This window comes from Martelella sp. (assembly GCF_984369615.1).
This window is the reverse complement of record NZ_CFHTCS010000114.1, coordinates 1-12,029: the sequence shown is the minus strand read 5'-3', so window position 1 is coordinate 12,029 and position 12,029 is coordinate 1. Positions and strand designations below refer to the sequence as shown.

Annotated in this window: 11 protein-coding genes; 3 read left to right on the top strand and 8 right to left on the bottom strand. The window is 66.0% G+C overall.

The features are described 5' to 3' along the window. The 6 genes from AC5DC2_RS11150 to AC5DC2_RS11125 form a co-directional block, all read right to left on the bottom strand. Positions 1-304: 2Fe-2S iron-sulfur cluster-binding protein (locus AC5DC2_RS11150; RefSeq protein WP_491698521.1), on the bottom strand; the 304-nt coding region annotated here is incomplete at its 3' end. Then, on the bottom strand, positions 301-912 hold the full coding sequence (gene nqrE, locus AC5DC2_RS11145; protein WP_024707993.1) for an NADH:ubiquinone reductase (Na(+)-transporting) subunit E: 612 nt from the start codon (positions 910-912) through the stop codon (positions 301-303). The genes AC5DC2_RS11150 and nqrE, both read right to left, overlap by 4 nt. After that, positions 909-1,574 (bottom strand): NADH:ubiquinone reductase (Na(+)-transporting) subunit D, encoded by a 666-nt coding sequence (locus AC5DC2_RS11140; protein WP_024707994.1) that lies wholly within the window; start codon positions 1,572-1,574, stop codon positions 909-911. The genes nqrE and AC5DC2_RS11140 overlap by 4 nt, the downstream gene beginning before the upstream one ends. Before the next feature lies 1 nt (position 1,575). Further along, positions 1,576-2,376, bottom strand: coding sequence for an FMN-binding protein (locus AC5DC2_RS11135; RefSeq protein WP_491698520.1), 801 nt, complete (start codon positions 2,374-2,376; stop codon positions 1,576-1,578). Continuing rightward, complete coding sequence (locus AC5DC2_RS11130) at positions 2,369-3,145, bottom strand: RnfABCDGE type electron transport complex subunit D (RefSeq protein WP_491698519.1); 777 nt, start codon at positions 3,143-3,145, stop codon at positions 2,369-2,371. Before AC5DC2_RS11130 ends, AC5DC2_RS11135 begins: the two co-directional genes overlap by 8 nt. Further along, positions 3,142-4,410: a Na(+)-translocating NADH-quinone reductase subunit A gene (locus AC5DC2_RS11125; protein ID WP_491698518.1), complete on the bottom strand. Its 1,269-nt coding sequence runs from the start codon at positions 4,408-4,410 to the stop codon at positions 3,142-3,144. The genes AC5DC2_RS11130 and AC5DC2_RS11125 overlap by 4 nt, the downstream gene beginning before the upstream one ends. A 182-nt stretch (positions 4,411-4,592) precedes the next feature. On the opposite strand from AC5DC2_RS11125, the gene AC5DC2_RS11120 reads away from it, so the two are divergent. From AC5DC2_RS11120 to AC5DC2_RS11110, 3 genes are all read left to right on the top strand, one after another. Then, the gene (locus tag AC5DC2_RS11120; protein ID WP_491698517.1) at positions 4,593-5,714 is read left to right on the top strand and encodes a cytochrome C; all 1,122 of its coding nucleotides are present in this window, start codon (positions 4,593-4,595) and stop codon (positions 5,712-5,714) included. A 178-nt stretch (positions 5,715-5,892) separates the two neighbouring features. Further along, a complete protein-coding gene (locus AC5DC2_RS11115; RefSeq protein WP_491698516.1) occupies positions 5,893-6,423 on the top strand; it encodes a gluconokinase in 531 nt (176 codons plus the stop codon). A gap of 280 nt (positions 6,424-6,703) precedes the next feature. Then, on the top strand, positions 6,704-7,969 hold the full coding sequence (locus tag AC5DC2_RS11110) for an MFS transporter (protein WP_024708000.1): 1,266 nt from the start codon (positions 6,704-6,706) through the stop codon (positions 7,967-7,969). Here the strand turns inward: AC5DC2_RS11110 and AC5DC2_RS11105 are convergent. Both AC5DC2_RS11105 and hrpB read right to left on the bottom strand, forming a co-directional pair. Further along, positions 7,960-9,267: an ActS/PrrB/RegB family redox-sensitive histidine kinase gene (locus AC5DC2_RS11105; protein ID WP_024708001.1), complete on the bottom strand. Its 1,308-nt coding sequence runs from the start codon at positions 9,265-9,267 to the stop codon at positions 7,960-7,962. The two genes, AC5DC2_RS11110 and AC5DC2_RS11105, sit on opposite strands and share 10 nt — an antisense overlap. 11 nt (positions 9,268-9,278) lie before the next feature. Continuing rightward, on the bottom strand, positions 9,279-11,738 hold the full coding sequence (hrpB, locus tag AC5DC2_RS11100) for an ATP-dependent helicase HrpB (protein ID WP_491698522.1): 2,460 nt from the start codon (positions 11,736-11,738) through the stop codon (positions 9,279-9,281). Positions 11,739-12,029 lie beyond the last annotated feature (291 nt).

Below are 12,029 nucleotides of genomic sequence, written 5' to 3'. Positions count from 1 at the left end.
GTTCGGCGGCAGACAGCACGCCGCGTTCGGTCGCCTGCGGTTCGCCCGCGCCTTCGCCGTCCACATGAACGCGGCAGAGCCCGCATGTGCCGGAGCCGCCGCAGGCCGCCGGAATGCCGATCCCCGCGCCGTGCAGGACGCCGAGCAGGCGGTCGCCGCGATTGGCCGTGATCTCCATGGTTTCGTTGACCGTCACCGTCAGCGCCTCGGCGGGGATCAGGCGTGCGCGGGTCATCAGGAGCGCCAGCGTGAGCACGAGGACAAGGCCGATGACGACAAGGGCTCCGACTGCGATCTCGTTCATGACGTCACCATTTGCGCAAATGCGGAAAAGCCGAGGGACATCATTCCGGCAAGGGTGAAGGTGATGCCGAGCCCGCGCAGGCCCTGCGGCAGGTCAGCATAGGAAAGCCGGGCGCGGATCGCGCCGAGCAGAACGACGGCGACGCCGAAGCCGAAGCCCTGGCCCAGCCCGAAGACAGCCGATTCACCGATGCCATAATCGCGGTCGACCATGAACAGGCTGCCGGCGAGAATGGCGCAATGCACGGTCAGAAGCGGCAGGAACACGCCGAAGGAGGCGTAGATCGCCGGAAAGAAACGGTCGAGCACCATTTCCACCAGCTGCACGGTCGCGGCGATCACGCCGATGAAGGAGATCAGCTTCAGATAGGAAAGATCGATCTCCGGCATGCCGGCCCAGGCCCAGGCGCCGGGCGCCAGAAGCGCGTGATAGATCACCTGGTTGAGCGGCACGGTGACGCCCATGACGGCGGTGACCGCGATGCCGAGGCCGATGGCTGACGCCGTGCGGCGCGAGAGCGCCAGAAAGGTGCAGAGCCCGAGAAACAGCGTCAGCGGCGCATTCTCGACAAAGGCGGCGCTGAGAAACAGGTTCCAGAGGTCGGTCATTTTCCGGCCTCCTCTGTCTTCGGCGGGTTGAACTCCGAGGGTTCGGCCTGCTGCGGCAGCACCGTGCGCACGGCCCAGACAAGGCCTCCAAGCATGAAGAAGGCGCTCGGGGCGAGCAGCATCAGGTTCAAGGGCGTGAACCAGCCGCCGTCCGCGACCACGGGAAAGACCTGATAGCCCATCAGCTTGCCTGCGCCGAAGAGTTCGCGTGCCGAACCGATGACGATCAGCACCAGCGAATAGCCTAGCCCGTTGCCGAGCGCGTCGACCATGGAGGGCAGCGGCGGGTTGGAGCGCGAGAAGCTCTCCGTGCGCCCCAGCACCAGGCAGTTGGTGGTGATCAGGCTGACGAAGACCGAAAGCTTGCGGCTGATGTCGAAGAAATAGGCCTGCAGGAACTGGTCGATGACCACCACCAGCGAGGCGACAATGACGATCTGCACGATCAGGCGGATGGAATCGGGGATATGGCGGCGGATCAGACTGACCAGCATGGCCGACAGCACCAGCACCGTGGTGAGCGAGGCCGACATCGTCAGCGCCGTTGCCACCGAGGTGGTGACCGCAAGCGCAGAGCAGATGCCGAGGATCTGCAGCGTCACCGGATTTTGCAGGACGAGCGGCTCCGTCAGCGTCGACCAGAGATTGGTTGACCGGGCCATATCAGAACTCCCCGCGCTGGACGGCGTCGATGAACGGGCCATAGCCCTCGGGCCCGCCCCAGAAGCGCATGATCTTGGTGAACGCGTTGCCGGTGCGTGTGGCGCCGGTTATGCCGTCGACCTCGTAATCATTGCCGGCCGCGCCCTTGGCGACGGCGAAGCGGACGGTGCCGGACGGATCGGCAAGCTCGGTGCCGGGGAATTGGGCGAGCCATGCCGGCTCCTCGATGCGCCCGCCGAGGCCGGGCGTTTCGGCCTGGTTGGTGATCGCAAGGCCTGCAATCGTGTTCATGTCGCCGCGCAGGGCCATGATCGCGTCGATCGGCGCCTGATAGCCCGGGCCGGTTACCGGCAGCAGGGCCAGCGAGATATCGCCGGCTTCGTTTCGAAGCAGGTAGATCTGCGCGTAGTCCGGCCTCCGGCCGATGCCGGCCGTGTCTTCCGCGGGCGACAGCGTGGTCCAGTTGGCCGCGTCGTCAAGGGCTGCGGCAAGGGTTTGCGGCGTCACGTCCTGTGCCGCCCGTCCCTCCGGCAGGTTGATCACCACGGTCGACAGCGAACCGCCGGATTGCTCGAGGATCTGCGTCATGCCGGGAATGCCGGCGACGAGCGCCTCAAGCCGGGCCTGTTCCTCCGCAGCGCGGTTTGCCGCCTGGATCGGCCGCAGGATCACGGTAGCGCCGGAGACCATCAGGGCGCAAATGGCGGAGACGAGAAAGGCGATGACGACGGTCTTTGTCCGGTTTTCATTGGGCAGCGCCAGAAACCGGCGCCAGGCCGAGAACGGATTAAGGTCAGCCATGACGTCTTCTCCTTTGGGCAAGCCACAGCGCAATGGCGGCTTCGTCCAGCAACGGGGCGGCAAGCGAGGTCAGAAGGGCCGCGGATACGGCCATCTGCACGGGAGCGGCGCTCTGCCAGCCGAGCGCGAACAGGATGATCAATGCGCCGAAAAAGGCGCCGTTGAGCCAGCCGCCGAGCCTTGTCGAGGCGCTTGCAACGGGATCTGCGACGAGCAGGACCAGCACCACGGCAACCGCCGGAAGCAGAGGTGCGACCGGCACGCCGGCGAAATGGGCGCCGCCGATGACGATGACCGCACCTGCGATCGCGCGCGCCGGCATCACCCCGAAAAGCGCGCCGAGCAGGGCGGCCGGTATCGCGGCCCAGGCCAGCGGCAGCGGCAGATCCGGCCAGGGCGCGGTGACGAAGCCGAAGCCGAGAAAGGCGAGCGTCACCGTTGCCGGGTTCAGCACGTTTCGGCCCCAGCCGCCGAAGACGAGCTCGGCCATGACCGAGCCGAAAGAGATACCGAGAACGAGCTGCACGATGCTGAGCTCCTCCGGCGCGAGGATTGCGATCGCAAGCGCCGTCAGCGCGCCGGCGAAGGAAGGCGGCTGGGCGCGGGCGAGCATGAAGATCACGTGCCAGAGCCCGGAAATGATCAGCGCCAGCGCCAGAAGGCCTGCGGCATCGAGCCCGCCATACCAGAGCCATGTCAGCGCCAGTGGCATCACCGAGATCAGCAGAAGCAGGGCGACGGTTTCCCGGTCCCACAAGCCGTGGCTCATGCCGGTGCCTCCTCTTTCTCGATGGCGTTCAGAAGTCCGCGCAACTGCGCGGCAAGCGGCGGCTCGGAGAAGGTGACGTAGTCAACCAGCGCCAGGTCCTCCTCAAGCAGTGAAAGCGCGCCCAAGCGGGCGGCGGCCTCCTGGTCGCCGGCCGAAAGCGCGCGCATCAGGGCGGCAGCGGGAATATCGCCGCCGAAAGCCTGCGACAGGGCGGCCGTCGGGATGATCGGCAGCGGCCGGGCGGCGCGGGTGAGTGCCGCGGAAAACCAGTGGCCGCGCCTCTTGCCCGATCCGCGGGACAGAACGCTCGCCTGCCGGTCGCGCGGGCCGAGCCAGTGGGCGGGCCTGCCGTCCAGCACGGAGCCGGCAAGCACCTCATAGGGGCCCGGCTGCACATGGCCGTGACAGAGCCCGCGCAGGTCCGCGCCGGGCTGGCAGCGCAGCAGGCGCGGTTCGCGCATGGCCGAACCGGTGACGGTTACGAGCCGGGTCTCGGGCAGAAGGCCGGTTGCGAGAAGGTCGCCGAGATCGGCGATATCCTCGGCATGAATGTCCCAGACGCGGCCATCGATTGCGGCGGGCGCATGGTGGTGGATCTTTATGCCGGCGAGGCCCTGCGGGTGGAGCGTCCCACAGGCGATGCGGCGGATGCCGGCCGCGTCGTCGAGGTCAAGAGACCTGCCCTTCGTCTCGCACAGGAAGACCTGATTGTCCGCCAGAAGCCTCAACGCGGAAAGGCCGCGCGATATGGCCTCCTCGCGGCCCCGGATGGCGTTTCGCGGATCGGGGGCCGCGGGCCGGGTGTCGGCGGCCATGACGAAGATCGCGGCGGGCGTTTCGGCGAGGGCGGGCATATGGCCGAAGGGCCGGCTGCGGAAAAGCCGCCACAGGCCGGCCTCCTGCATCAGGGCGCGCAATGCCGCAGCATCGCTTTCGGCCCTGTCGGTTTTAAAGGAATGCCGGCCGCCGCCGTCTTCGCGAAACAGCAGCATCTGGATCAGCCTGCGTCCGGGATTGAGCTCGATCGCCGCCACCCGCGCCGGCATGGGCGCGACAAGCTTGATCTCCTCTGCCGCGCGCAGCGATAAGAGCGGTTGGCCCTGGGCAACGCGCTGGTCGACCTCGACCAGCGGCACGACCCGCAATTCCTCGCCGCGGGCAGGCGTAAGCGCCGCCTCTTCTGTCAGGAGCGTTTGGGCAGCGTGGTCGTCTGGCAATGAGGGGCCGGTCGGCACGGACAGGCCGGCGGAAAAGAGGCGGTCCAAAAAAACACTCCCAAGGCTTGGCGCCGGACAATCCACTCGTGCCGACAATTGAATTGCCGGGACGGACTGAATTGTTTAGCATGCAGCAAGCACAGACTATGAATTTTCAGTGGGGGTGAAAAGCCATGTCTTATGGAGTGAAGCGGTTTTCTTCATTTTTCGTTGCTGTTATTGCAGCGACATTGACATTTGTCAATTCCGGCAGCGCTTCCGCTCAGGACGACGGAAACGGCGAGGCGGCCGTGGAAGCCCTTGAACTGTTCGTCATGCCACAGTCCGGGCCGTTCCGTCCGGACCAGATTTCGATCCCGCAGCAAAAGATGATCGAGGCCTGGGCGCGCTCCGCCCATGCCGATGCCTCGGCCGAGGCCTTTACCCACTGGGACGGCGAGGGCGAGGTGCCGGCAAGCTGTTCCACCTGTCACTCGGGCGCGGGCTTCCGCGCCTTCCACGGTCTCGACGGCAGCGAGCCCGGCGTGGCCGCCGCCGTGCCCGTCGGCGGCGTCGTCGACTGCGAGACCTGTCACAATCCGGGTCTCGCGGAGATCACCGCGATCACGTTGCCGAGCGGCATCGAGCATCCGGTCAAGCCCGGCGTGGAAGCGGCCTGTCTCACCTGTCACTCCGGCCGGGCCGCCGGCGTGACGGTTTCCAGGGCCGTCGGCGACAAGGCCGATGACACGCCGGACCCGGAGATCGGCTTCGTCAACCCGCATTATGCGCTGGCCGGCGCCCTGCGCCTCGGCGCCGTCGGGGCGGGAGGCTTCGAATATCCCGGCAAGACCTATTCCGGCCGCTTCTTCCATGCCCGTCCGGTGGCCGATTGTGCTTCCTGTCATGATCCCCACACGCTCACGGTCGCGGAAGAGACCTGCCTTACCTGCCACGAGACCGGCAATTTCGACGCGATCCGCATTTCCCGCGTCAGCTATGACGGCAGCGGCGACCTCAACAAGGGCATCCGCTCCGATATTGCCAGCAATGCGGCGTTGCTGATGGAGACCATCCGGGATTACGCCGCCAATGTCGCCGGCACGCCGATCGTCTACGAACCGCATTATCCCTATTTCTTCGTCGACGCGGATCAGGACGGCCGCGCCGACGAGGTTGACGGGCGGACGGCGAGCTACAAGGCCTGGACGCCGCGCAGCCTGAAGGCGGCCTATAACTGGAAGTTCGTCACCGCCGATCCCGGCGCCTTCGCGCATAATCCGCAATACGCGCTGGAACTGCTCTATGATTCGATCGAAGACCTTTCGGGGCCGCTTGAGGTCGATATCAGCGCATTGGGGATCCAGCGCTAAGGCGTTTCCGGGAAAAGCGGAAGCGCTAAGAGCGGCGATGGCGGATCTTGCCGCCGGGTCTTTTCGCCCGGCGGACATTCTGTCCCGTTGCGGCAATCGGTCCGGCCATGATATCGCAGCGCTCTTGCCTGGCGGCGATGCCCGCCTCTCTTTCCTGCCGGAACGGATGAAACGACCAATGAATACAAGCAAGGCCGAAACGCCGCGCGCCATCATCGTCATGGGCGTGAGCGGGTGCGGAAAATCCTCCGTCGCGAGACTGATCGCCGAACGGGCGGGCTTTGAGCAGGTCGAGGGCGACGACCTTCACCCGGCCTCCAATGTCGACAAGATGACCGCCGGCATCCCGCTTGAGGACGCTGACCGCTGGCCCTGGCTTGATCGTGTCGGCGCCGAGCTTGCCAGAGAGCGTCAAACGGGCGTGGTCGTGACCTGTTCGGCGCTGAAGAAGATCTACCGCGACCGTCTGCGGGCGACGGCGGGCCAGCCGCTCGCCTTTGTCTTCCTGAACGGCAGCGAAACGCTCCTTGCCGAGCGGATCGGCGCGCGCGCGGGTCACTTCATGCCGACCTCGCTTTTGAAAAGCCAGCTCGAGACCCTCGAAGACCCGAGCGGCGAACCCGGCGTGGTGACCGTCGATATCGATAAGCCCCTGAACGTAATCGCAGACGACGCGATCGCCGGCCTCAGCGCCGTATCTTTTCGCTAGCGCATCGGCCCGAAAATCGGAATCGATTTTCGGAAAGCACGATGCGTAGATAAAATAGGGTAGAGCGTCCTTTGTGCGTCCGAATGGACGCACGGCTCTCCGGGTCCGTTCGCGGCACGCGCCGATCACGGCTTCAACGGGCCCGCCGCAGCGAGGCGCGCTTCCCCGTCGGCCCCGGCATCCGACGCTCAGCTCGGTTGCCGCTGCGGCTTATATTAGGCTTGCCTTTCGCTTTTCGTTCGGCCAGTTTCACTCCGATGAACCGATCGGAGGGCGAGACATGGCGGTGACGGCGGGCGAGCGCAACCGGGCGCTGTTTCTGGGCAGTATGGGCGGCGGCCTGGAATTCTACGACTTTGTGATCTACGCCACATTCGCCTCGCAGATCGGCAAGACCTTCTTTCCGGCCGAAGAGGCGTCGACCCGACTGCTTGCGGCTTTCGCCGTCTTTGCCGCCGGCTATCTGGTGCGCCCCATCGGCGGCATTCTGTTCTCCCATTTCGGCGACCGGCATGGACGCAAGTTGATGTTGCGCGTCTCGATCGCCGGCATGGCGGGGGCCACCTTCCTGATCGCCTTCATGCCTGGCTATGCCACATGGGGCATCTCGGCCACCGTCGCGCTGGTCGTGCTGCGCATGGTGCAGGGGCTTTGCCTCGGCGGCGAAATTCCCGGGGCGATGACATTGATCACCGAAACCATGCCGAAGCGGCGCGGCCTTGCCTGCGGCTTCCTGTTCATGATCATCAATGTCGGCATGCTGGCCGCCCAGGCGGTGCAATGGGCGATCGAGCACCTGTTGAGCGATGCGGCGGTGCTCTCCTATGGCTGGCGCATCGGCTTCTTCATCGGCGGACTGGTGGCGATTGCCGGCTTCATCCTGCGCGCGCGGCTTGCCGAGAGCCCCGCCTTCGCCGAAATGGAGGCATCAACCCACAAGGTGCCGCTGGCGGCGCTCTTCCGCGACAATGCCCGCGCCGTTTGGCTCGGACTGTTCATCACCGGCCTTGGCGCTGCCGCCGTGCCGCTGCTCTACCTCTACATGAACAGCTATCTGACGGATTTCCTGCATTACGATCCGGACCAGGTGGCAACCGCCGTTCTCGTCGGCATCATCGTCTTTTCGCTGCCCATGCCTGTCGCCGGCGCCATTTCCGATTTCGTCGGTATCAAGGTGCCGGCCTTCGTCGCCGCCCTGCTGTTGGCGATCGCGGCCATCCCCGTTTATGTCTGGATCCATGAGGGCGTGTCGTCGCTCCTGCCGGCCATGATCGTGATCTCGCTGATCGGCGCCTTTGCCTGGGGCGTGGGTCCGGTGCTGCTGACGGCAATCTTCCCGACCGACGTGCGCTATTCCGGCGTCGCCTTCGTCTACAATATCGGCTTTGCCATTGTCGGCGGGCTGACGCCGCTTCTCGCGACCTTCATCATCCAGCAGACGGGTTTCACGCTCGCGCCCGGCTTCCTGCTGGCCGTCTTTGCCGCGCTCGCCACGGTCGCGATCTTCCTGACCCAGGTCATCCCGGCAGAGAAGTCTCAGCTCTGATCGGCCATATCCGCCTCCATCCGCCAGCGCGGCCAGGAGACGGTGATGCGCGCGCCGCCGACATTTTCGAAGGAAAGGCGTGCGCCCGAGCGTTCCAGAAGCGTCTTGGCGATGAACAGACCGAGGCCCAGACCGCCGGCGCGGCTGTCCGCCGGGTTCTTCTGCCGATCGGAAACGAAGGGGTCGCCAATGCGCGGCAGGATATCCGGCGTGTAACCGCCGCCGTCATCGGTGACGGTGATCGTGACCCGCGTCTCGCTGTAATGCGCCGCAATCTCCACCTTTTGGCGGGCATGTTCGACGGCGTTTTCGATGATATTGCCAAGGCCGTACAGAATGCCGGGATTGCGATTGCCGACCGGCTCGCCGCCGGTCTCGCCGGAAACGCGGATCTCCATCTGCGAGACAAACGGCCGGTGGGGCGCGACCACCTCCTCGATCAGGGAGGTCAGCGGCAGGAGCCGCATATGCGCCTCGTCCTCCTTGGAAAGCGACGTGAGGCGGGAGAGTATGTCCCGGCAGCGCTGGCTCTGGCTGACGAGCAACTGCACGTCCTCGCCATGTTCGGGATCATCGCCAAGCGCCCGCGCCATCTCCTTGGCCACCACCGAGATCGTGGCAAGCGGCGTGCCGAGTTCGTGGGCGGCGGCCGCCGCCAGCCCGTCGAGCTGGGAGAGGTGCTGTTCGCGCTGCAGCACCAGTTCCGTCGCCGCCAGCGCATCCGATATCTGCTGGGCTTCGAGCGTGATCCGCTGGACGTAGAAGGCGGCAAAACCCAGCATGGCGATGATCGCGATCCAGATGCCGAATTTCAGGATCGGCTCGATCTCCAGTGTGATGCCTGCATGCCATGGCAAGGGAAAGGGGCTGAGCGCCAGGGCCGACACGCCGGATACGGCAAAGGCCAGAAGCGCGAAGGCATAATGCAGCGGCAGCGCGGCGAAGGAGATGATCACCGGCACGCAGATCAGCGGCGCGAAGGGATTGGCAAGCCCGCCGGTCAGGTAGAGCAGCGCGGTCAGTTGCAGTAGATCGAAACCGATCATGGCAAAGGCGATGCGCGGGGACACGCGCTGGGTCGCCGGAAAGCTGACGCTCAGCACCAGATTGCCGAGGGCGAGCGCGGCAATCAGCGCGAGCACGGGGATGATCGGCATCGGGAAATCGAGCCCGAATGCCACCGTCAGCGCCGCTGCCGTCTGGCCGGCGACCGCCAGCCATCGGAGCCGCACAAGCGTCTGCAGGCGCAGGTTTCCGCGTCGCTCATGCCCCACCATGTCGGTGACCGGCTTGTTCATCGCATTTCTCCTCATGTCCCGCGCGGCTTTGCCCGCCGCGTCGCCTGCGCATTGGCCGGGTCCTCCGGCCAGAAATGTTTCGGGTAGCGCCCGCGCATATCCGCGCGCACGTCCCTCCATGACCCCGCCCAGAAGCCGGGAAGGTCGCGCGTCGTCTGGATCGGCCGGCCGGCCGGCGAGGTCAGTTCCAGAACGAGCGGCACGCCGCCGGCGATTGCCGGATGGCGCTTCAGTCCGTAGAGCATCTGTACCCGGATCGAAAGCACCGGTTCGTCGCCGTCATACCGGATCGGAACCCGGTCGCCGGTGGGCGCCGTAAAATGCGTCGGCGCCAGCCGCTCGAGATCGGCGGCAAGCGGGTAGGGCAGAAGCGCCTGAAGGCCCTGCGTCAGGCTTTTCGGACTGACGGCGGAAAGCGCGGTGATGCCCGCCTGGAAGGGGGTGAACCAGATATCAAGGCTTCGCAGCAGACCCTTTTCTGCAACATCCGGCCAGGGATCGCCGAGCTTGCGATGGAGAAAGCCGATCCGTTCGACAAGATGGGCAGCCTCCTTTGGAAAAGAAAGAAGCGACAGTCCGTAGCGGCGAAGCCCGTCGGCGAGCGCCTCCGCCGCTTCGTTTCCGGATGGCTTCGCCCCCTGGCGCTCGGAAAGCACCAGCGCATCGAGCCGGGTCACGCTGCGCGCCCTGACGGACAGGCTGTCGCGGTCGAAGACACATTCCGCGCGGGTCACGATCGCCTCGGCGCGCGCCGCGAGGATGGTTTCCCGTGAAACAGGGCAGGCGGCGAGCACGCGCCCGCGCGCCGCGGAGCCTGTCAGGTCGGCGACGACGATAAAATCGCAGGCCGCGAGCGGATCATCCTCGGCCAGTTCCGCACCGCGACCATTGGCCATCAGATAGCGGCCGCGTCCGCCGCGGGCCATGGCGATGCGGTCGAAAAAGGCATGGATCAGGGCCGCGCCCGGATCGAAAGGGCCGCTGCGCCTGCTGCTGCCGCCTGCCGTTTTGGCGATGCGGGCGGCCAGCCCGCGCGCCGCCTCCGCCCGCGGGCTTTTGTCGGCGCGAAACCGCCGGAGCCGTTCGGAAAGGTCGATACTGGTGCCGCCAAGCCCCTGTTCGGTCAGAAGCACCGCAAGCTCGGCCGCAGGCAAGGCCGTGCCGCTTTCAGCCGCCTTGACGACCATGCCCGCAAGGCGCGGCGGCAGGGGGATGGCGCGCAGCCGCTCGCCGGACGGCGTCAGCCGCCCTGCGGGATCGAGAGCCCCGAGCGAATGCAACAGCTTGCGCGCCTCGGCAAGGGCGGGCCCCGGCGGCTGGTCGGCAAAGGAAAGCTGGGCGGGATCGACGACGCCCCAATGGGCAAGATCGAGCGCCAGGCCGGTGAGGTCGGAGGACAGGATTTCCGGCGGATTGAAGGCGGGAAGGGCGGCCGTCTGGCCCTCGTGCCAGAGCCTGAGCGCAATGCCCGGCGCGGTGCGGCCGGCGCGGCCGGCCCGTTGATCGGCCGCCGCGCGCGACGCCCGGACGGTTTCAAGCCTGGTGATCCCGGTCGCCGGCTCGAAGACAGGAAGGCGTTGCAGCCCGCTGTCGATCACCACCCGAACGCCATCGATCGTGATCGCGGTCTCGGCAATCGCCGTCGCCAGCACCACCTTGCGGCAGCCTTCGGGCGCGGGGGCGATCGCCGCATCCTGTTCGGCCCGCGACAGGTTGCCGTAAAGCGGCGCGACGATCACATCGCCGGGAACGCTCGGAGCCAGTCTCTCGGCGGTCCGGCGGATTTCGGCCTGTCCGGGCAGGAAGGCGAGGATCGAGCCCTCTTCGCGCGTGAGCATGTCAAGCACCGCGGCCGCGACATCATCCTCGATGCGCGAACGCGGCCGCCGCGGCCGGTAGCGGTGTTCCACGGGGAAGGCCCGTCCGGCACTCTCGATCACCGGGGCGTCGTTGAGAAGCGCGGCGATGCGGCTGGTGTCGAGCGTCGCCGACATCACCAGGATCTTCAGGTCCTCGCGCAGCCCGGCGCGGATGTCGAGCGCCAGCGCCAGGCCGAAATCGGCATCCAGCGAACGCTCGTGGAACTCATCGAAGATCACCATGGAAATGCCGGCAAGCTCGGGGTCATCGAGCGCCATTCGGGCGAACACGCCCTCCGTCACCACTTCGATCCGGGTTTTGCCCGAAACCTTGGTATCGAGCCGCATGCGGTAGCCGACGGTCTCGCCCGGGCTTTCGCCAAGAAGCGACGCCATGCGGAAGGCGGCAGCGCGCGCGGCAAGCCTGCGCGGCTCAAGCAGGATGATCCGCCCCGTGCCGGCCACGCCGCTCGTCAGCAGATGCAGGGGAACACGCGTCGTCTTGCCCGCGCCCGGAGGGGCGGCAAGCACGGCCTGGCCAATTTCGCCAAGCGCTGCCGAAAGGGGCTCCAGGACCGCGGTGATCGGAAGCCCGTCCGCGTCCTTCAGCATGGTCTCTTTCAATGCTTTCAAATCCGAAAAATCCGTTCGCGCATTGATTAAGGTAAAAGTGCCGCCCGAGCAAAGGGCGCAAACTGCTGTTTCAGGGCGGAAAATCCTCCGCACCAGGACGAAGGGAGGAGGCGCGGAAAAAACAGGCAGAAGTCACGACTGCCCTATCATTGTGCGCCCGGAAAAGCTTAACGGATCTTAACCTTTGACGTTTCGGCAGGCCGCATATGAAAGTAAACAAAACCAATCACTTAACAAAAATGTCATTTTTTTTGTTGTTGGTTGTTGACG

What these genes read in the sequence shown, in the direction of transcription:
- AC5DC2_RS11110 (WP_024708000.1), top strand. Translation starts at nt 6,704, where the DNA reads ATGGCGGTGACGGCGGGCGAGCGCAACCGGGCGCTGTTTCTGGGCAGT.
- AC5DC2_RS11130 (WP_491698519.1), bottom strand. Translation starts at nt 3,145, where the DNA reads ATGAGCCACGGCTTGTGGGACCGGGAAACCGTCGCCCTGCTTCTGCTG.
- AC5DC2_RS11135 (WP_491698520.1), bottom strand. Translation starts at nt 2,376, where the DNA reads ATGGCTGACCTTAATCCGTTCTCGGCCTGGCGCCGGTTTCTGGCGCTG.
- hrpB (WP_491698522.1), bottom strand. Translation starts at nt 11,738, where the DNA reads ATGCTGAAGGACGCGGACGGGCTTCCGATCACCGCGGTCCTGGAGCCC.
- nqrE (WP_024707993.1), bottom strand. Translation starts at nt 912, where the DNA reads ATGACCGACCTCTGGAACCTGTTTCTCAGCGCCGCCTTTGTCGAGAAT.
- AC5DC2_RS11105 (WP_024708001.1), bottom strand. Translation starts at nt 9,267, where the DNA reads ATGAACAAGCCGGTCACCGACATGGTGGGGCATGAGCGACGCGGAAAC.
- AC5DC2_RS11115 (WP_491698516.1), top strand. Translation starts at nt 5,893, where the DNA reads ATGAATACAAGCAAGGCCGAAACGCCGCGCGCCATCATCGTCATGGGC.
- AC5DC2_RS11140 (WP_024707994.1), bottom strand. Translation starts at nt 1,574, where the DNA reads ATGGCCCGGTCAACCAATCTCTGGTCGACGCTGACGGAGCCGCTCGTC.